The sequence below is a fragment of the Corynebacterium sp. ES2715-CONJ3 genome, from assembly GCF_024814365.1.
In the GTDB taxonomy this organism is placed as follows: Bacteria; Actinomycetota; Actinomycetes; order Mycobacteriales; family Mycobacteriaceae; genus Corynebacterium.
Genome location: NZ_JANUXS010000002.1, coordinates 130,663 through 149,312 on the forward strand (window position 1 = coordinate 130,663; position 18,650 = coordinate 149,312).

An 18,650-nucleotide genomic window follows, 5' to 3' on the forward strand; every position below is an offset into this window, starting at 1 on the left:
CTTATTACTTAGCCCAGCCGATATTCTCTACCGGAAGATCAGCGAAAGCGGTGGCGCCGAAGTTAGCCAAACCCTTCTTTACGCCAACCATTTGAGGTCCGTTGTACATAGGGACAACACCGTAGGTAGCAAAAGCTTCCTCTTCTAGTTTATTCGCTTCCTTAATTTGCTCCTCAGCGGTGGGTAGCTTTTGGAGCTTGTCAATCTTGGCATCGAGTTCAGCAGAACCCGTGCCCGAGATATTCAGCTCGGAGTCGGTATTATAGAGCTGACCGAAGTACGCGGCTCCAAAAGGATCAGAAGACCTAAAGCTAAGGAAGAAGAGATCGAAGTCCTTGGCGGCCATAATCTTTGAGAAATCAGATGACGGGCGCTCTTGGATGGAAAGATCCACACCAATATCCTTCATCATTTTCTGCAAAGCAGAGGCAAATGCCTTATCAATTGCGGAGTCGCCCAGCATGGTATAGCGGATGCTGAACTTTTGGCCATCCTTCTCGCGGATTCCATCGCTACCAGCAACCCACCCAGCTTCGTCGAGCAACGCTTGAGACTTTTCTGGGTCGAAAGCCCCCACAGAACTAAAGTTATCTTCGTAGCCCGGCTGGAAGGTGAAATAGGTCAGTGAGCCTGGCAGCTCCTCAGTATAGTCCAGACCATTGAAACGGATCTCTGAGATTAGTGCGCGGTCGATGCCCTTCACAATAGCCTCGCGAACTTTAATATCGCCCAGTTGTGGTGCCTGAGCGTTGAGCATCATCAAAGCATTGGAGGTAAGTACCGAGGAACGAATATCAATAGCATCACCCAGCCCGCGAGCGGTGGCAAGGTTGTCTTTGCTGCTCACGCCGGCGGCATCGATCTCGCCAGCTTTGAAGGCATTGATCGTTGCCAAATTCTCCATGGCGCGCAGCGTCAGCTTCTCAAGTTTGGCGGTCTCGCCCCACCACTTATCATTGCGAACGAAGGTTACGGTATTGGCGTTCGGGTCGAAGCTGTCCACGATGAATGGACCGGCACCCCATTCAGGATGCAGAGTGTTGATATAGCTCTCATTGAAAGTCGCGGGATCGTTAACCTTTGGGTGCAGGATCGAGTTAAACAAGCCCTGCCACCACGGGTAGGTGCCATCGAAGGTGATGATTACTTGCTTATCATCGTCACCCCGGGTGACAGCGGAAATGCGCTCATAGCCATCGGTGCCGCTAGGAACCACCTGAGGGTTAGAGCCGTTATTCATCTTCCAGGTGTTCTCAAAGGCGGTCCAGTCAATGGGGGTACCGTCGTTGAAGGTTGCATCAGGGTGAATATCCCAGGTGAGTACCAAATTCCCATCTACGATATCGTCCTTGACATCAGTGAGGTAGGCGGGATTGGCGTGCCAGGTGCCATCACCGTCGAAGAGGGCGATCTGTGGGTTGAAATAGCGCCAGATCCTGGTTGTATCAGCCGAGCTATTACCGTGGAAACGATTGAGTTGCTCGGGAATTTCTGAGATAGGCAAGACCAGCTCGCCGCCATCCTTGATCTGATCGCGCTCGAGCGGGTTATAATCGCCAGCAGCCTTGATCTCGAACTCGGCTGAGCCTTGGCCGGAGGCTGATTGGGAGCCAGTGCCCGTGGTGGCACCGTCGGCGCACGCACCGAGGGTCAGAGCAGCAACAGATAGCGCAGCCATCGTTGCAATGCGGATATTCTTCTTCATAAGGAAAAAATCTCCTTCATTGATCGTGTGAGGGTGGGTATAAGCGGACGTCAAGAGGGCACCGGGTTATCATGCCCGTGAGTCCAGAGCCTTTCTCATGATGAAGAAAATCTCTGCACGAGACTGCGATACGACGGATCAATCGACCGCAACCTCGTGCAGAAACCTTTTCGCTCTCTAAGCAAACTATAGAGGTGGTGCCAGGATCTTAGTACTCATGTATATTGCTGATACTTTATAATCCTGACACCACAGGGGCAAAGTCTTTATCGACGCGCAACCGTTGGATCGGGGATGGGGATCGCCTCGAGCAGTTGCTTGGTGTACTCGTGTTGCGGATGATCGAAGATATCATCCACCTCACCCTCTTCCACGAAGCGGCCTTTGTACATCACTGCGACCCTATCGGAAAGATGGCGCACGACAGAGAGATCGTGGGCTACGAAAAGATACGATAAACCGAGCTTGCGTTTGAGGTCTTCAAGAAGGTTAATTACACCCGCTTGGATCGAAACGTCGAGGGCAGATACCGGTTCATCGAGAACGATCACACTGGGATTGGTCGCCAAGGCTCGAGCGAGGCCGATACGCTGGCGTTGACCGCCAGAGAAATGCCCGGGGAAGCGATCAATTTGGGAGGTATCCAGGCCGACCAAAGTCATGAGTTCTTGGACTCGGCGATCAATATCGCCGTCGAAGCCGAGCGCATATAACGGTTCAGCGATAACTTCCTTTACCGTCAACCGGGGGTTGAGCGAACTCATGGGATCTTGGAAGACAATCTGGATTTGCTTTCGCGCTTCTCGACGCTGGGTGCGTGTCATCGATGATGCATCAATACCATTGAGAATCACGTGGCCGTGGGCTGGATCAAGATCCATGATCTCAAGGAGAGTTGTGGTTTTACCGCAACCAGATTCACCAACAATAGCCATGCACTCACCCTGGTGAATATCAAAGGTCAATCCGTCGACCGCCTTCACGGTGCCAACTTTGCGCTTAATGAGAGCACCTTTAGTCAGCGGGAATTCCTTGCGAAGATCCTTGACACTGAGCGTAACTGGACGTTCGTCGCGTGGGATTTCAGCAAGAATATCCGGGCTCAGTGGGGGTAGTTGGTACATGCGCTCACCATCGATCCTGCCATCGAGGATCTCTTGAGAGCGAAGGCAAGCCGATTGATGAGCCTGGGTTCCTGGCACGAGATTGAGGGAGGGCTCTTCTTCGTGGCAGCGTGGTTGTACCACTGGGCATCGGGGGGCGAATTGGCAGCGATCGCGCAGTCCCACGAGCACGGGGGGATTGCCCACGATAGGTGTTAAGGGTTCGTCTGAGGAAATATCAGGGCGGGGGGTCGATCCGAGGAGGCCGACGGTATAGGGCATCCGCGGTTGGGCAAAGACCTCAAAGACATTACCTTTTTCCACAGGCCGCCCCGCGTACATCACGAGGACGTCATCGGCGGTTTCGGCCACCACACCCATATCATGGGTGATCATGATAGTGGCGGCACCAGTCTCGCGTTGGGCGAGTTTAATGACATCGAGGATTTGCGCTTGGATGGTGACATCGAGCGCGGTGGTGGGCTCATCCGCAATGAGCACACGAGGATTATTTGCAATCGCAAGGGCGATGACCACGCGCTGGCGCATACCACCAGAAAATTCGTGGGGGAAGGACCTCACCCGTTTGTGCGGCTCTTTAATACCGACAAGATCTAATAACTCTATGGCCCGCTTGAGTGCATCGGCTTTGGAAATCCTTTGGTGCGCTTGCAACGCTTCTACAAGCTGGGTGCCAATATCAAAGACGGGGGTCAGTGCCGAGAGCGGATCCTGGAAGATCATACCGATGCCGTTACCGCGAATCCGTGACATCTCACTGTCGGTTTTGCCAATTAGTTCTTCACCGGCGAAACGAACCGAGCCAGCAATCTTGGCATAATCCGGAAGGAGCCCCATAACAGACAGTGAGGTGACCGACTTCCCCGATCCGGACTCGCCCACAATTCCTAGAGTTTGACCAGGAAAGAGGTCAAAAGACACACCGCGCACAGCATTGACAACACCGGCTTCGGACGGGAAAGAGACATTAAGGTCGCGGACTGAGAGTATTGGGGTATCTAAGGCAGTTGTGCCTTCGAGGGAATACGAGCTAGGCGAACTCATGCGTTTCCTCCGGACTTTGAGTTGGGATCGATGGCATCGCGCAATCCGTCAGCAATAAGCGCTAACGAGACCGTCAGTAGGGTCAAGATCGTGGCTGGGATATAAAACTGCCACGGAGCAGTGAGAACAGTGGCGGTGCCGCCTGATAATAAGGTTCCCAAAGACACATCGGGGAGTTTGACACCTAAGCCGAGGAAGGACAACCCAGTCTCGCCCATAACTGTCGATACCGTGCCGAGAACAAATTGGATAACTAACAGCGAGCTGATATTGGGGAGCATATGGCGGACGATAATTCGTGACTTGGATACGCCCATATAGCGAGCAGCCCGAACAAAGTCGTTTTCACGCACGGAGATGGATAGTGACCAAATCACACGAGCCGAGTACATCCAGCCGAGGAGAATCATTACGAAGATGAGCACCTTCCAGTCGCCGCCGGAGTCAGAAACCAGCAGCGCCAAAATGAGGAAGCTGGGAACCGCGAGGAGGAAGTGAATAATCGCTAGAATGATCTTTTCTACCCAGCCGCCGAGAAGGGCCGCTCCGGCACCAACGATGGCGGAGATTATGGTGGTCGACAGTGCAACACTCACGCCGATAATGAGAGAGCGTCCCAGACCATGGGCGGCCTGTGCAAAAAGGTCTTGGCCACCGTCGGTGGTGCCAAACCAGTGCTCGGACGATGGAGCGCTTGACAGGTTAAGGAAATCAGGTTCTGTAAACGACCACGGGGTGAGCAGGCCACCAAAGGCTGCGAAGAGAGCGAGGAGCCCAAAAATGACCGAGCCGATGACCGCACCCTTATTGCGCATGAAGCGGCGTGCGTAGAGTGTGAGACGGGAGGTGCCGCGGACGAGTTCCGGTGTCTCGGGAGGGGTAGGTTGGGATTCGTTCTCATCGGAACGAATCTCTGAGCCATGGGGCACAGTTGCACCGACGTGGAGGTTTGCTGGCGGCATCACCGTTGAGGTGGCCTCGTCGATATCGCCTGTGGGGCGTTGATTATTATCGTTCATGGTATTAACTCACTCGTACTCGAGGATCGAGGGCAACGACGACTAGATCGGCCAAAATTGCGGAGACGCCGGTGAGTGCAGCCCCGAAGGCGGCAACGGCCACGGCACCGTGGACATCATTTTTCGATATGGTTTCCACAAAATACACGCCCATGCCGTTCCATGCGAAGATTTTTTCAGTCAGTACCGCGCCCGTAAAGATGCCGGGAACAGCGAAGGCGACCGAGGTGGCGACCGGGATGATGGAGGTGCGCAATGCGTGCCGGCGAATAGCCTGTCCCTTTGTCAGCCCTTTAGCTCGGGCTGTGCGTACATAGTCGGCGTTAATATTGTCGAGTAGCAGGGAGCGCTGCATGAAGTGGTAGCCAGCATAGCCAATAATTACGAGAGCGATTGTTGGCAGAATGAGGTGCTGGGCATAATCGACGAGCTTGGGAAAGAATCCCTCCACGCTGGGGTTCGAGGCCCCGGTGACATAGAGGATACGAGCTCCTACTAGGTCGTTGATCTTAATCGCTGCGGCTACAACGATAATCGATGCGACGACGACGTGGACATTCATGGCCACGATTGAGATAGCCTGCCAGATTCGGTCACCTCGCTGGTATTGCCTAGACGCTGTGTACACGCCCACCGACACTCCAAGGACGATGGTTATGAGGGTAGCGACGAGCATCAGTTGAGCGGATACCCAGATGCGGAAACTAATTTCATCATTAACGAGGGATCCAGTTGGAGAATAGCCCCAGTTCCAGTGGAGCAGGATATCGCTTAACCAATTCCACCACCGCTGCCACAAGGGGATGGTGGGGCTGAGATTATAGGGCACAAGGAGTGTGTCAATCTGCTCGGGGGTTAACGGTGGCCTCCGCCCAATATAATTCGAGCGAGGGTCGAGGAAGGCCGACGCTAGGAAGAAAGTAATATTTGTTGCCAGAAAGACGATGAGCGTCCAGCTAGCTGCTTTCCTCAGTAGATATTTGAACAATGGTTTTCTCCATCACGTGCGAAAGTCACAGGGCTTTAAAGTTCTCCAGGAGGCTTAAAACCGGCGTTGGTGCGTAAAACGACAGTATCCCACATCTACTCCGGCATTGTGAATACGGAGCCTGCGGAATTATTGGAATTGTTGTGCTTATAATTTACGGCTCTACGCGGACTTTTAATAATTACAGCTCGCAGAAGCTAAAAAAATTTCGATAATATTCGATCCGTCCACTACCCCCACAGCGGTGATGTGAGGATTATTGCTGCTGGATTTTCTCCCTATTGAAGCTAGGTTTAGGGGCCAAAAATACCGGTTTTCTTAGTCTTGAACTGGATAAATCAAGTCTTCTCCCAGTTGTTTTGTGGTATCGGGTTGATGAGCATCCTTCCGGGGCTAGGTAGTGAGGTCTAGGGCGGAGCTGCGGGTGATGATGATCCAATTTTATTCATTGGATCTCATAGGAGGTACTCCTTAGTGACTTCTCATCATCCTTTGGCGATGTGTGTATGTGATCGAGAGCATAGTGCTAAAAGCCCCGGTGCAGCGGCTGGCGCCGAGGTGTGGGGTGGCTTAAACTATAAGTAGTTGACTTATCAACTTTCCTATCCATTACGTACGCGAAAGTAGCTTAAATCATGAACCACTCTCTCCACTCCGGCTGGCCTGCGCTCAAAGTTGCCGATTGGGAGGAAACCCGCACGACTGTTCATATGTGGACACAAATCATCGGTAAGATCCGCATGGCCTACGCACCCCTCGTCAATCACTGGTGGCAAGTGGCGCTCTATGTCACCCCAGCGGGTCTAAGTACATCCGCGATCCCCTTTGAAGACGGATCCTTTGATATTGAGTTCGACTTTCTCGCCCATGAGATCCACTTCCGTCGCTCAAATGGAAAGCGGGCACATTTTGCCTTGCAATCCATGAGCGTGGCCGCGTTCTACCGTCTCGTGGCAGAGGCAATGGAGGCGATCGAGGTCCCATTCGATATTCGACCTATCCCAACCGAAGTAGACCCCGCACCTGACTTCCGCACAAATGAGACCGACGCTGCCTACGATAAGAGCGCAATCGAGGCATTTTTCCACCAACTTGTGCAAGCGAATAATCTCATCGGTGAATTCCGTGCCGACTATATTGGCAAGGTCAGTCCCGTTCACTTCTTCTTTGGTTCCTTTGATCTTGCATGCACGCGCTTTAGTGGAGAACTCGCCCCCCGCCACCCGGGCGGCGCGCCCAACTGTGGCGACTGGGTCATGGTTGAAGGTTATTCGCACGAACTATCCAGCTGCGGCTTCTGGCCGGGTGGGGGAGATGAGGGAGCATTCTATGCCTACGCCTACCCCGTGCCCGAAGGATTCGAGCGCGCAGCTATCGCCCCCGAAGGCGCTTATTATAGTGAGGAATTCCAGCAATTCCTGCTTCCCTATGAGGTAGTTCGCCAGTCGGCCGATCCTCGCGCTGCAGTCCTTGCCTTCTTACAGAGCACCTACGAGGCCGGAGCCACTCTCTTGAAATGGCCGCGTACCCAACTAGAATGCGACGACTCTAGGCTTGAAGCCTATAAGAATGGCCGCACCCCGCGTGATCTACACTCTTAAAGGTCCACCCTAGGGGCAAAACGAGAGTAGCCGAATCCCCCCTCGTGGCGAGCATATAGACCCACGAGGGGGGCTTCTGTGCCATTCGTACAATTTTCCACCTCGTAGGTTGCGCGGTAGATTGCGCGACCTGTCATCCGGTGTTATATAGAATCTCCGCCGCCGCAGCTACGTTAGGGAGCCGATCGGCATTCAAGGGGGATATGAAGTGATAAAGGTGGTGTGCTAAGCGCTGAAAAAAATTGGCAATCTAGCTTGCAACTTTCCTTCATACATGTTTTAATGATCAGGTTGCTTTGACAGGTGCACTGGTATCGCCCTCAATCGGTTTCAGTGAGGCTGGCAAAGCAAACATGACACCTTCACTTAAGGTGACTTTAGTATTTAAGAGGTACGGATCCTCCTTACGAGGGTTAGCGGCCTTGTTATTACTGAAGCATCTAGGAGGTTTCTTCAAGGAGAATGAGCTCACGCGAGTTCTATTTGAAGGCCAGGATAAGTGACGTGGATGCATGGCAAATAAACAGCGGCAGTACGTAAGTGATCACCTAGGTGAAAACCTAGCGCCCGATCCCTTCCGGCTTGACTTCTTGGGTCTTGTACCCCGAGGGCTAGTGAAAAGGCCAAAGTTTGTGAGCTTTGTAGCCACATCGACATGTTCGACATTTTCCTAGCAAGTCTGGAATAGACAATCAAGTAAGAAACTGGCGTTGCGCCCAGGTATCCCAAGAACTCCTGGACAACGTTATAGAGAATAAGATGAAGCGATTCCCACCAATCCATTGTGGAAGTGGGACAAGCGAGGAAGAGGAAAGCGTGGCGGGACAAAAGATCCGCATTCGGCTAAAAGCCTACGACCACGAAGCAATTGACGCGTCTGCACGCAAAATTGTCGAGACCGTCACCCGTACGGGTGCACGAGTGGTAGGCCCAGTGCCATTGCCAACCGAAAAGAACGTATATGCCGTTATCCGTTCTCCCCATAAGTACAAGGACTCTCGCGAGCACTTCGAGATGCGCACTCACAAGCGCCTCATCGACATCCTCGACCCGACGCCGAAGACGGTCGACGCGCTCATGCGCATCGATCTTCCGGCCAGCGTCGATGTGAATATTGTGTAATCGACGACTTTCTTGGCATCCGGAGAATAAATAATGAGTGAAACTGAGATCAAGGGCATTCTGGGCCGCAAGCTCGGTATGACCCAGATCTTCGACGAAGAGAACCGCGTAGTACCGGTGACCGTCGTTGAAGCTGGGCCATGCGTTGTAACCCAGATTCGTACCCCCGAAATCGATGGCTATAGCGCCATCCAGATCGCCTTTGGCGATATCGACCCACGCAAAGTAAACAAGCCAGGCACCGGCCACTTCAACAAGGCCGGAGTTACCCCGCGCCGTCACGTAGCCGAAATCCGCATGGATGATGTATCTGGTTACGAAGTCGGCCAGGAAGTCACCGCTGATATCTTCGAAGGCACCACCTTCGTCGACGTTACCGGTACCTCCAAGGGCAAAGGCTTCGCCGGCGGCATGAAACGCCACGGCTTTGCCGGACAGGGTGCATCTCACGGTAACCAAGCAGCTCACCGCCGTGTCGGTGGTATTGGTGCTTGCGCTACCCCAGGCCGCATCTTCAAGGGCAAGCGCATGGCTGGCCGCATGGGTTCCGACCGCGTCACAACCCAGAACCTCAAGGTTCAGAAGATTGACGCCGATGCTAACCTCATCCTGATCAAGGGTGCAATCCCGGGCAACCGTGGAGGCATCGTGACCGTTAAGACCGCAGTGAAGGGCGGTGCACACGCATGAGCCATTTAACATTGGACGTCCACACCGCTCAAGGTGCCACCAATGGCACCGTTGAGTTGCCAGCAGAGATCTTCGATCGTGAAGTCTCAATCGCGCTGCTGCACCAGGTAGTCAACGCTCAGCTCGCTGCTAAGCGCCAGGGTACCCACTCCACCAAAACTCGCGGTGAAGTCCGTGGCGGTGGGCGTAAGCCTTTCCGTCAAAAGGGAACCGGTCGTGCTCGTCAGGGCTCGATCCGCGCACCTCACTTCGCCGGTGGTGGCATTTCGCACGGCCCTAAGCCACGCGATTATGCGCAGCGCACCCCGAAGAAAATGATCAAGGCCGCTCTCTTCGGCGCCCTGTCGGATCGTGCACGCAACGCACGCATCCACGTGGTGGAAGAGCTCGTTCCTGGTCAAACCCCTTCAACCAAGTCCGCAAAGACGTTCTTCGAGCGTCTCACCGATCGTCGCAACGTATTGTTCGTCGTCGGCCGTGAGGATATTACTGCCCAAAAGAGTGCTCGCAACTTAGAGCATGTCCAGGTGCTATTCGCTGATCAGCTGAACACCTATGATGTGCTCAAGTCTGATGATCTAGTATTCTCCGTCGAGGCTCTCAATACCTTCATCACCCGCACCCAGGGTGCGGTTAAGGAGGAGAACTAATGGCTAAGATCGCAAATCCCCGCGATATTATCCTCGCACCGGTTGTATCCGAGAAGTCTTATGGTCTGATGGAAGAAAACACTTATGTTTTCTACGTCGCTAAGACCGCTAATAAGACCGAAATCAAGATTGCCGTCGAGCAGATCTTCGGCGTTCAGGTAGCTTCCGTGAATACCATTAATCGAGAGGGCAAGCGCAAGCGCACTCGCTCCGGTTTTGGTTCCCGCAAAGCCACCAAGCGCGCCTACGTGACGCTCCGTGAGGGCAGCGACACAATCGACATCTTCGGCCAGAGCGCTTAAGAGAGTCGAGGTAAGGAAAAACTATGGCTATTCGTAAATACAAGCCGACAACCCCGGGTCGCCGCCAGAGCTCCGTTTCCATGTTCGAGGAGATCACTCGCTCGACCCCGGAAAAGTCCCTGGTTCGCCCACTTCCCAAGAAGGGTGGCCGTAATGTACACGGCCACATCACTGTTCGCCACAAGGGTGGTGGACATAAGCGGCAGTACCGTCTCATCGACTTCCGTCGCAATGACAAAGATGGTATCCCCGCTAAGGTCGCTCATATCGAGTACGACCCGAACCGTACTGCTAATATCGCCCTGCTGCACTACGTAGACGGCGAGAAGCGCTATATCGTGGCTCCTAAGGGCCTCAAGCAGGGGCAGATGCTCGAAGCTGGCGCCAATGCTGATATCAAGGTTGGTAACAACCTGCCACTGCGTAATATCCCAGCTGGTACCGTTATCCACTGCGTAGAACTCAAGCCTGGCGCCGGCGCCAAGCTCGCCCGTTCTGCTGGTGCATCCATCCAATTGCTCGGTAAGGCTGGTAAATACGCTGTACTGCGTATGCCATCTTCCGAAATCCGCCGCGTCGACATCCGTTGCCGCGCTACCGTTGGTGAGGTTGGCAATGCTGATCAAATCAACGTGCGCTGGGGCAAGGCTGGCCGTATGCGTTGGAAGGGCGTTCGCCCAACCGTCCGTGGTGTCGTTATGAACCCGGTCGACCACCCACACGGTGGTGGTGAAGGTAAGACTTCTGGTGGTCGTCACCCAGTGTCCCCATGGGGCAAGAAGGAAGGCCGTACCCGCAACCCGAACCGGTACAGCAACAATATGATCGTGCAGCGTCGCCGGTCTAATAAGAGCAAGAAGCGCTAAGAGGAGGTAAGGAAAGATGCCACGTAGCCTAAAGAAAGGCCCGTTCGTCGATGAGCACCTCCTCGCGAAGGTAGACGCTCAAAACGAAAAGGGTACGAAGCAGGTCATCAAGACCTGGTCCCGCCGTTCCACCATTCTCCCAGATTTCATTGGACACACCTTCGCCGTTCACGACGGTCGTAAGCATGTTCCAGTATTCGTAGACGACTCCATGGTCGGCCACAAACTGGGTGAATTCGCACCAACCAAGACCTTCAAGGGTCATATTAAAGACGATAAGAAGAAGGGACGTCGATAAGCGATGAGCGAAATCAATTCCGCACGCGCGACCGCCCGCTTCGTCCGCGTAACCCCTATGAAGGCTCGTCGTGTTATCGATCTCGTACGCGGCAAGTCAGTCGAAGAAGCTCTGGCTATTTTGAAGTACGCTCCCCAGCATGCTTCTGAGCCACTAGCTAAAGTGATTCATTCCGCAGCGGCCAACGCTGAGAATAACTTCGGCTTGGATCCACGCACCTTGGTCATCTCTGAAGCCTATGCTGACGAGGGCCCCACCATGCGTCGTTTCCAGCCTCGCGCCCAGGGTCGTGCTTTCGCGATCCGCAAGCGCACCAGCCACATCACCGTGGTTGTCGAGAGCCAAAAGGCAGGTGCATAAACGTGGGACAGAAGATCCATCCACACGGTCTCCGATTGGGTATCACTTCCGACTGGAAGTCCCACTGGTACGCCGATAAGAATTACGCAGAGTACCTCGCAGAAGATATCAAGATCCGCGAGTTCCTCACCAAAACCCTCGACCGCGCTGGTATCGCCGATATTGTTATCGAGCGCACCCGCGACCGCGTCCGCATCGACATCCACACCGCCCGCCCGGGTATTGTGATCGGTCGCCGTGGTTCCGAGGCTGACCGTCTGCGCGGCGAGCTCGAGAAGCTCACCCGTAAGCAGGTTGCCCTCAATATCCTCGAGGTCAAGAACGTTGACGCCAATGCACAGCTGGTTGCACAGTCGGTAGCCGAACAGCTCACCAACCGTGTGGCATTCCGCCGTGCTATGCGTAAGGCAATCCAAGGCGCTATGCGTCAGCCTCACGTCAAGGGCATCAAGGTTGTATGTTCTGGTCGTCTCGGCGGTGCCGAAATGTCTAGGACCGAGCGCTACCACGAAGGTCGCGTTCCACTACATACCCTCCGCGCCGAAATCGATTACGGCACCTACGAGGCTCACACCACCTTCGGACGCATTGGCGTCAAGGTGTGGATCTACAAGGGTGACGTTGTCGGCGGCCGTCGCGAGAGTGAAATCAACGCACCAGCAGAGCGCCGTGGCCGCGGTGACCGCAACGCACGTCCGCGTCGCGGTGGCCAGCGTCGTCAGCGCGCTGAGCAGAAGCAGGAGGGCTAAGACCTATGCTTATTCCAAAGCGCGTGAAATACCGCCGCCAGCACCGTCCACACCGTAGTGGCGTTTCTAAGGGCGGTAACCGCATTGTTTTCGGTGATTACGCAATCCAGGCTCTCGAGCCCGCCTATATCACCAACCGTCAGATCGAGTCTGCACGTATTGCAATTAACCGCCACGTCAAACGTGGTGGCAAGGTTTGGATCAATATCTTCCCAGACCGTCCACTGACCCAGAAGCCACTCGGTGTTCGTATGGGTTCCGGTAAGGGCCCTGTGGAAAAGTGGATTGCAAACGTCAAGCCGGGTCGCATTCTCTTCGAGATGAGCTACCCAAATGAGGAAACCGCTCTTGAGGCGCTGCGTCGTGCAGGCCAGAAGCTTCCTTGCAAGGTTCGTATTGTTAAGAAGGAGGACCAGTTCTAATGGCTAACGGTACCCCCGCACACGAGCTTCGCGAGCTGAACGCCGAGGAGCTAGCAACCCGCCTCTCTGAGGCTAAGGAAGAGCTGTTCAACCTGCGCTTCCAGGCCGCAACCGGTCAGTTGACCAATAACCGCCGCCTGCGTGCAGTGAAGACCGATATTGCTCGTATCTACACTGTCATTCGCGAGCGCGAACTTGGCCTGTCTGTAGTTCCAGGAGCTGAGGCTTAATTATGAGTGAGGCAAAAGTGAACAAGAAGGAAAAGGGCGCACGCAAAGTACGCACCGGTTATGTCGTCTCTGACAAGATGCAGAAGACTATCGTGGTTGAGCTCGAAGACCGTCACCAGCACGCTCTTTACGGCAAGACCATCCGTACCAACTCGAAAGTAAAGGCTCACGACGAGAATGAGATTGCCGGCATTGGCGATCTGGTTCGCATCGAAGAGACCCGTCCACTTTCAAAAGATAAGCACTTCCGTCTCGTAGAAATCGTCGAGAAGGCACGTTAAATCAGTGTGGTTGAAAGACCTTGTGAAGAAAATATCTTCACAGGGTCTTTTTTTAATGCGAAATCCGCTGAGCCAGGTCATTTAGAACCTCTACTCCCACCATCCCTGGATGATTGACGGGATACTCAACGCACTCCAGGTGCTCAATCAGATGATCCCAAGCGCTCACCGTAATCTCCGGTAACCGGGTTGCTCGATCTAGCCCCGCGGTATAGTGCACCGCTTGCCCAGAGTAAAAGCCCGCAGTGTGCTCACGCATCAACGATGCATTGTGCGCCACCATTGTCCTAATGCCATCAATTTCGTGGTCACGCAACTGGGAAAAAACTCCATGGGAATCCCTCATGGCCGCGATGATCTCAGCTGCGCTCAGGGGAGTATCATCGGCGCGCTTGAGCCCTGCCATGGCGAGAACTCCTGCCCATAACTCCTCCTCAGAGGGGATCGGCACAGATTGCCATACCTGAGGAGGGTAGGCATCAAGGAGATAGAGTCCGCTGATAGCGACACCGTCCCAGCTGTGCTGAAGTTGGCAGGCCACTTCATGAGCCACAACGCCACCCACCGACCAGCCGACAAGCACGACAGAGCTAAAATGATGGATCTGCCACAGCTCTCGAATTTTATCTAGTGAAGCTCGCGCTTGTGCCTGAATGCTGGTTGCTCGGTGCGCAGTATCGAGAATACCCAGAGATTGCATACCAAAAATGCCGCTACCTGAGTGCCGATCGTACTCTTCCAGGAGGTGCGCCAAGGGGGAATAGGACCAGGTGAGTCCACCTGCTGGAGCGAAGCAGAAAATAGCTGCCCCACCGTGATGCGGACGCAGAGTAATAACCGGATCGAAACCTCCAGCATCTGTTGAATAGTTCAGACATTTAGCCAGGCCGGAAATCGTGGGGTGGGCAAATATATCTGCCACACTAAGTTGCGGAAATTTCAGCGCCAAGTCCACCGCACTAAGCGAATGACCGCCTAGGGAAAAGAAACTCTGATCAGCATCGTTGACACGCTGCCCCAGAACCTCTTCAAAAGCCTTGTGGACTGCCTGTTCCGTGGGATCGAGTGAAATTATCGCGCCACCTGTGTGCTCTGGGACGGGGGCTGGTAGGGCCTGGGTATCTAGTTTGCCATTGGGAGTCATGGGGAAAGCGTCAAGCGCTATATAGAACGAGGGCACCATATATTCCGCGAGGAAGGAGCGTGCATGGCGATCGAGTAATTCGGGAACTTCTCGATCAGCGGGAATATAATAAGCCACAATTTTGGGGTCCCCATGGCTGTGGTCAATAACGACCGCCACGGCGAGCACCTCGGGGAGCTTCGATAGGGTATTCTCGATCTCCGCGAGCTCCACACGCTGGCCGCGAATTTTCACCTGGCTATCTGCTCGCCCCGTATAGATCAGCTCCCCATTCAACCAATAAGCCGTGTCACCGGTGTTATAGAGCGTGGTGGGGCCCAGGTGGGGGAGGGTAATAAAGTGCTGCGCGGTGAGATCTTCGCGCCCTATATATCCCAATCCCACCTGTATGCCACCAATCAGTACAGTGCCGCTAAAGCCTGGTGGCAGGGGCGCGAAATAGGGGTCAACAATATGGATATCGGTATTCCACACCGGTGCCCCAATGGGGACCAGATGATCGGTCGGTGTAAAGGTATGGGCGGTGACATCAATCGCCGCCTCGGCGGGTCCATAAAGGTTATGAATATCAGCATCAAAGAAATCCTGAGCGCGAGATGCCAGGCTTGCCTCCAATGCCTCACCTGAGCAGATAAGGGCGCGCAGATTAAAGCGAGCTGCGTCCCACTGGTCTCTTTTCGAGGGGTGTTGAGTGAAACTTAAAAAGGATGTGAGGGCGGCAGGCACAAAATGACAAATCGTGGCGTGCGCCAGAGTGAGATGGGAGGCAATGACGGCTGGATTCTTATGAGCTAGTGGCGTCGCAATCGCAGTTGGGATCCCGTGAGTAAAAGCTAAGAGATACTCCCATACTGACACATCGAAAGAACTGGGTGTTTTATGCAGCACAATATCCTCAGGTGTTATCTGGTAATACTCGCACATCCAGCTGAGTCGATTGACAATACCTGCCTGAGAATTTGCTACCGCCTTCGGGGCGCCAGTGGATCCGGAAGTAAAAAGGATATAGGCGCACTGTGGATGCGCATGGGGGGATCGGATAGGGGACGTAGGAGCTGAGCAGGTGGAATCGGTGACCCTTATAGTAGGGATCGGGTGATCGAGCGAAGTGGCAGACATTACCACGTCCGCTCCGCTGGCGTCGATCATATAGGTGCGTCGCGCTAGCGGCAGGGTGGGGTCTACTGGGCACCACGTCACTCCCATGAGAGCAAGAGCCGCGACAGTAAGAAGGAATTCCATTCCGCGTTCTATATGCAGGACGACGATATGCCCGGGCTGGAGACCGTAGCTGCGCAGAGCCGCGCATCGCCTATCAACTCTCGCCCATACCTCGGGAGCACTAAGCCAACGCAGATCTTCCCCACCGAGGTCAAAGGTACCAAGAAGTTTATCCAGCTGACCATAACGCTTGCGGGCAGCGGTGATCATCTCTCCGAGGGTCTGGTACTCGATGGCTCGGCGATCCCCTTGGTAATGAGCAATGGAGCTACGTTCATGCGCCGTAGCTACAGATTTTCCCGCAAAGAGGGGGCCACCCGAGATATCTAGTGTGCTGATAAACTCAGCGAAGCGCTGGGCGTGGTCGCGAACAAGGTGCGCGTTATTGGAGCCGCGACCCAAGACAATTATTTCTAATTCCGCTAATGGTGTGGACTGAATGATGAATTCGCAATCATTAATCGGCCCCACGGCAATGGTCTCCAGGAGTGCTTGGATCGTTGCAAATTGAAACCTCGGGCTAAAGGGCCGGAAATTTAGATGCGGCCCAATAAAACGCTCATAGGGATCCGAGATCCCTTTAAGCGCTCGCAATTGGGCCGCGCTGATATCACTATGGGCGCGGAGGAGACTCAGCGCCTTAGATACCTCGTTGATATCGATTCCAGGCTGCGGGATATGAAGATCAACGTCGAGGCCTAGAACATTGACTAAGGGGCCCTGGCTTACCAGCGCCTGTCCTAGGGGGCGGTTCATCATGGGGACCCCGATACTAATGCGCTCGGTGACGCCTGAGAGCACACCGCAATAATGAGCCAAGCTCGCCAATAATAACTCCAGCTCCTGGGCGTGATACTCGCGCGCTAAAGCCATAAATGATCGGCGCGCCGAAGCAGCTACAGTGGCCCTAGCGCTGACCATGAGTTCATCTCCCGCCGGTTCCAGCAAAGGGGGTGGGGTGACCAGCGGAGTCGCACTCCAATAATCGCGTGTCGCCGCACTCGGAGTAGGCGGTTCAAGGGTGAATTCTGCTGCCACATAGTCAGGAGGAATAAAGGGTGACGACGGTAAGTGCGCGTGATTGACGAAGGCGGTGTAGGTATCCGCTATCCAGCGGATAAGAGCATTGACAAAGAAACCATCACAGCAGATATGGTGAAAGCGAGCCAGCCAGTACACCCTATGATCTTGATCCCTAAACAGCCAGTGAGCAGTGAGTGTTTCTCCCACGAGATCGCCATTAAGCCGGGTAAGCATGATGGTGCGGGCGAACTTTCTAGGGTAATCAACGGGCGCCTCTACCACGGTCACCTGGCACGGATTCGGCTGGAGCACGGCGCGGTGCGGACTATCGTAATGAGCATTGATAACCTCCACCGATTGAATACACTGCGTGATGGCCGTGCGGAGGAGATCGATATCTACCTCGCCGTCGAAAATAATGAGCTCCGCGGTTTGGTACTGCGCGCTGGTGGGGTCAAGCATATGGGCGAACCACATAGATTGCTGCGTGGGACTCAGAGCGATGTAGGTAGTGGGGGAATGCATGATGAGTCCTTATCGGGGATAGGTAGTCGAAAAAGCGCGAGGATCGAGGTGGGCGCGTGGGTACTCGCTGAGGGCGGCGCTTAGATCGTCGAAAAGCGTCTCCCGCCACCACGCGAGGTCATGGCCGCCGTCGATAAGAGAAAATGAATGGGGCCAATCTAGGTCATCGAGGGCTGTTATTAATGACATAACATGCGGTAGGAGTTGATCCTCCCGCAGTCCTGTGGAGATATAGAAGTGGGGTAGGCGCTGTGGAATGCTCAGCTCATAGAGTTCGGTGACCAGCCATGGAAGCACCTGGTTATTTAGATCGCGCGGGCTGGCTTCCGGCCCTGGGTGCCACCACAGCGACGGTGACTGCGCAATAACCGCCCCGAAAAGATCAGCACAATTAAGAGCTATATACAGCGCCTGAAAAGCCCCAAGGCTCTGACCTGCAATGAGAGGCTTGGCGCTGCTGAGGCGATGGCCGCGGGTCTTAGCCAATTGCTGGGCCATAAGAGGTAATTGGGAAGCAATATAATGCGAAGTCTCGGGATTTACAGTGAGCATCTGGCGACGCTTATCGGGCGAGGAAAAACCAAGGCCGATAACAGCAACCGGAGGAATCATGCCGTGCGCGATGGCCTGATCGAGCGCCACCTCAAGGTGGAGACGCTGAAACCATATATCGGCGTCGAGCAGAATCAGCAGGGGCAAATCAGCACAAGGGATTGCCGGAAAATAGGAGTAGATACCCTCGGGTGAGCAATCGAAGCGCGCCGGGTGTGGGTGCGTGAGTGCATCCCATATAGGGTGTGGGGGAGCCGACCGCCCGCGGATGAGCGAGAGCCCTTTTCTCCCTTCAGAAATGAGATGACCGAATCGGGCGTGGGGGTCGAAGAAGTGAGGATAATTATTGTGCCCTGGAGGGCGATAGTGGCCAGCATTGATGCGGAAGCAATAGGAAGCGCGCACAGTTGGGGGAATTGTCAAGGTGCGGACCCACACGGATGTTCCTGGGACCTGGCGCATCAACCCGTGAGCGTGGCGTGTCTTATCGGTCAGGCGATTAATCCATACATGAACGTCATCTGGTGGAGAGACCCCGTAGGCGGGGTCAAGCTCGCAGAGATCCACAAGGAAAGTCATCTCGATCCCGGTGGGGTGATGTAGTGGGGTTCCCTGGGTGAGAAGCTGGGATAAAAAGTGCGCAGGGTTGTTCATTGTCGCACAGGCATCGATGATCTCTGCATCGCGATAAAACACTGATAACTCCCAGCTTTTTGGCTGCCTAGTAGTGGCAG

18 protein-coding genes are annotated in these 18,650 nt (G+C 54.4%); 12 read left to right on the top strand and 6 right to left on the bottom strand.

The window, feature by feature from the left end; all coding sequences use genetic code 11:
* Positions 1-4 precede the first annotated feature (4 nt).
* The 4 genes from NXT00_RS02835 to NXT00_RS02850 form a co-directional block, all read right to left on the bottom strand.
* Positions 5-1,705 (bottom strand): ABC transporter family substrate-binding protein, encoded by a 1,701-nt coding sequence (locus NXT00_RS02835; RefSeq protein WP_259077457.1) that lies wholly within the window; start codon positions 1,703-1,705, stop codon positions 5-7.
* A 266-nt stretch (positions 1,706-1,971) separates the two neighbouring features.
* Positions 1,972-3,873, bottom strand: a complete 1,902-nt coding sequence (locus NXT00_RS02840; RefSeq protein ID WP_259157980.1) for an ABC transporter ATP-binding protein — start codon at positions 3,871-3,873, stop codon at positions 1,972-1,974.
* On the bottom strand, positions 3,870-4,892 hold the full coding sequence (locus NXT00_RS02845; protein WP_259157982.1) for an ABC transporter permease: 1,023 nt from the start codon (positions 4,890-4,892) through the stop codon (positions 3,870-3,872). Before NXT00_RS02845 ends, NXT00_RS02840 begins: the two co-directional genes overlap by 4 nt.
* A gap of 4 nt (positions 4,893-4,896) precedes the next feature.
* Positions 4,897-5,880 carry an ABC transporter permease gene (locus NXT00_RS02850; RefSeq protein ID WP_259077448.1) on the bottom strand — a complete coding sequence of 328 codons (984 nt, stop codon included), beginning with the start codon at positions 5,878-5,880 and terminating at the stop codon, positions 4,897-4,899.
* Positions 5,881-6,515: 635 nt separating this feature from the next.
* Between NXT00_RS02850 and NXT00_RS02855 the strand changes: the two genes are divergently transcribed.
* The 12 genes from NXT00_RS02855 (at position 6,516) to rpsQ (ending at position 13,451) form a co-directional block, all read left to right on the top strand.
* Entirely contained in the window at positions 6,516-7,481 is a 966-nt protein-coding gene (locus NXT00_RS02855) for a DUF5996 family protein (protein WP_259157983.1), read from the top strand.
* Positions 7,482-8,297: 816 nt separating this feature from the next.
* Positions 8,298-8,603, top strand: coding sequence for a 30S ribosomal protein S10 (gene rpsJ, locus NXT00_RS02860; protein ID WP_259077445.1), 306 nt, complete (start codon positions 8,298-8,300; stop codon positions 8,601-8,603).
* A gap of 33 nt (positions 8,604-8,636) precedes the next feature.
* The gene (gene rplC, locus NXT00_RS02865) at positions 8,637-9,293 is read left to right on the top strand and encodes a 50S ribosomal protein L3 (RefSeq protein ID WP_259077442.1); all 657 of its coding nucleotides are present in this window, start codon (positions 8,637-8,639) and stop codon (positions 9,291-9,293) included.
* Complete coding sequence (rplD, locus tag NXT00_RS02870) at positions 9,290-9,943, top strand: 50S ribosomal protein L4 (RefSeq protein WP_259077441.1); 654 nt, start codon at positions 9,290-9,292, stop codon at positions 9,941-9,943. Before rplC ends, rplD begins: the two co-directional genes overlap by 4 nt.
* Positions 9,943-10,245 carry a 50S ribosomal protein L23 gene (gene rplW / locus NXT00_RS02875; RefSeq protein WP_259077439.1) on the top strand — a complete coding sequence of 101 codons (303 nt, stop codon included), beginning with the start codon at positions 9,943-9,945 and terminating at the stop codon, positions 10,243-10,245. The genes rplD and rplW overlap by 1 nt, the downstream gene beginning before the upstream one ends.
* A gap of 23 nt (positions 10,246-10,268) precedes the next feature.
* Positions 10,269-11,111, top strand: coding sequence for a 50S ribosomal protein L2 (gene rplB / locus NXT00_RS02880; protein ID WP_259077437.1), 843 nt, complete (start codon positions 10,269-10,271; stop codon positions 11,109-11,111).
* A gap of 16 nt (positions 11,112-11,127) precedes the next feature.
* Positions 11,128-11,409: a 30S ribosomal protein S19 gene (gene rpsS, locus NXT00_RS02885; RefSeq protein WP_207118735.1), complete on the top strand. Its 282-nt coding sequence runs from the start codon at positions 11,128-11,130 to the stop codon at positions 11,407-11,409.
* A gap of 3 nt (positions 11,410-11,412) precedes the next feature.
* Positions 11,413-11,769 (top strand): 50S ribosomal protein L22, encoded by a 357-nt coding sequence (rplV, locus tag NXT00_RS02890; protein WP_259077431.1) that lies wholly within the window; start codon positions 11,413-11,415, stop codon positions 11,767-11,769.
* Positions 11,770-11,771: 2 nt separating this feature from the next.
* Positions 11,772-12,518: a 30S ribosomal protein S3 gene (gene rpsC, locus NXT00_RS02895; protein ID WP_259077429.1), complete on the top strand. Its 747-nt coding sequence runs from the start codon at positions 11,772-11,774 to the stop codon at positions 12,516-12,518.
* Positions 12,519-12,523: 5 nt separating this feature from the next.
* A complete protein-coding gene (rplP, locus tag NXT00_RS02900) occupies positions 12,524-12,940 on the top strand; it encodes a 50S ribosomal protein L16 (protein WP_259077427.1) in 417 nt (138 codons plus the stop codon).
* Entirely contained in the window at positions 12,940-13,170 is a 231-nt protein-coding gene (rpmC, locus tag NXT00_RS02905; RefSeq protein WP_259077419.1) for a 50S ribosomal protein L29, read from the top strand. Before rplP ends, rpmC begins: the two co-directional genes overlap by 1 nt.
* Before the next feature lie 2 nt (positions 13,171-13,172).
* On the top strand, positions 13,173-13,451 hold the full coding sequence (gene rpsQ / locus NXT00_RS02910) for a 30S ribosomal protein S17 (RefSeq protein WP_259077418.1): 279 nt from the start codon (positions 13,173-13,175) through the stop codon (positions 13,449-13,451).
* Between the two features lie 52 nt (positions 13,452-13,503).
* On the opposite strand, the gene NXT00_RS02915 is transcribed toward rpsQ, so the two are convergent.
* The gene (locus NXT00_RS02915) at positions 13,504-17,364 is read right to left on the bottom strand and encodes an AMP-binding protein (RefSeq protein ID WP_259157984.1); all 3,861 of its coding nucleotides are present in this window, start codon (positions 17,362-17,364) and stop codon (positions 13,504-13,506) included.
* Between the two features lie 9 nt (positions 17,365-17,373).
* Positions 17,374-18,612 carry an alpha/beta hydrolase-fold protein gene (locus tag NXT00_RS02920; RefSeq protein WP_259157985.1) on the bottom strand — a complete coding sequence of 413 codons (1,239 nt, stop codon included), beginning with the start codon at positions 18,610-18,612 and terminating at the stop codon, positions 17,374-17,376.
* Positions 18,613-18,650: the final 38 nt, after the last annotated feature.

Coding starts and splice junctions, on each gene's coding strand:
- NXT00_RS02835 (WP_259077457.1), bottom strand. CDS start 1,705: ATGAAGAAGAATATCCGCATTGCAACGATGGCTGCGCTATCTGTTGCT.
- NXT00_RS02840 (WP_259157980.1), bottom strand. CDS start 3,873: ATGAGTTCGCCTAGCTCGTATTCCCTCGAAGGCACAACTGCCTTAGAT.
- NXT00_RS02845 (WP_259157982.1), bottom strand. CDS start 4,892: ATGAACGATAATAATCAACGCCCCACAGGCGATATCGACGAGGCCACC.
- NXT00_RS02855 (WP_259157983.1), top strand. CDS start 6,516: ATGAACCACTCTCTCCACTCCGGCTGGCCTGCGCTCAAAGTTGCCGAT.
- rplC (WP_259077442.1), top strand. CDS start 8,637: ATGAGTGAAACTGAGATCAAGGGCATTCTGGGCCGCAAGCTCGGTATG.
- rplD (WP_259077441.1), top strand. CDS start 9,290: ATGAGCCATTTAACATTGGACGTCCACACCGCTCAAGGTGCCACCAAT.
- rplW (WP_259077439.1), top strand. CDS start 9,943: ATGGCTAAGATCGCAAATCCCCGCGATATTATCCTCGCACCGGTTGTA.
- rplB (WP_259077437.1), top strand. CDS start 10,269: ATGGCTATTCGTAAATACAAGCCGACAACCCCGGGTCGCCGCCAGAGC.
- rpsS (WP_207118735.1), top strand. CDS start 11,128: ATGCCACGTAGCCTAAAGAAAGGCCCGTTCGTCGATGAGCACCTCCTC.
- rplV (WP_259077431.1), top strand. CDS start 11,413: ATGAGCGAAATCAATTCCGCACGCGCGACCGCCCGCTTCGTCCGCGTA.
- rplP (WP_259077427.1), top strand. CDS start 12,524: ATGCTTATTCCAAAGCGCGTGAAATACCGCCGCCAGCACCGTCCACAC.
- rpmC (WP_259077419.1), top strand. CDS start 12,940: ATGGCTAACGGTACCCCCGCACACGAGCTTCGCGAGCTGAACGCCGAG.
- rpsQ (WP_259077418.1), top strand. CDS start 13,173: ATGAGTGAGGCAAAAGTGAACAAGAAGGAAAAGGGCGCACGCAAAGTA.
- NXT00_RS02915 (WP_259157984.1), bottom strand. CDS start 17,364: ATGCATTCCCCCACTACCTACATCGCTCTGAGTCCCACGCAGCAATCT.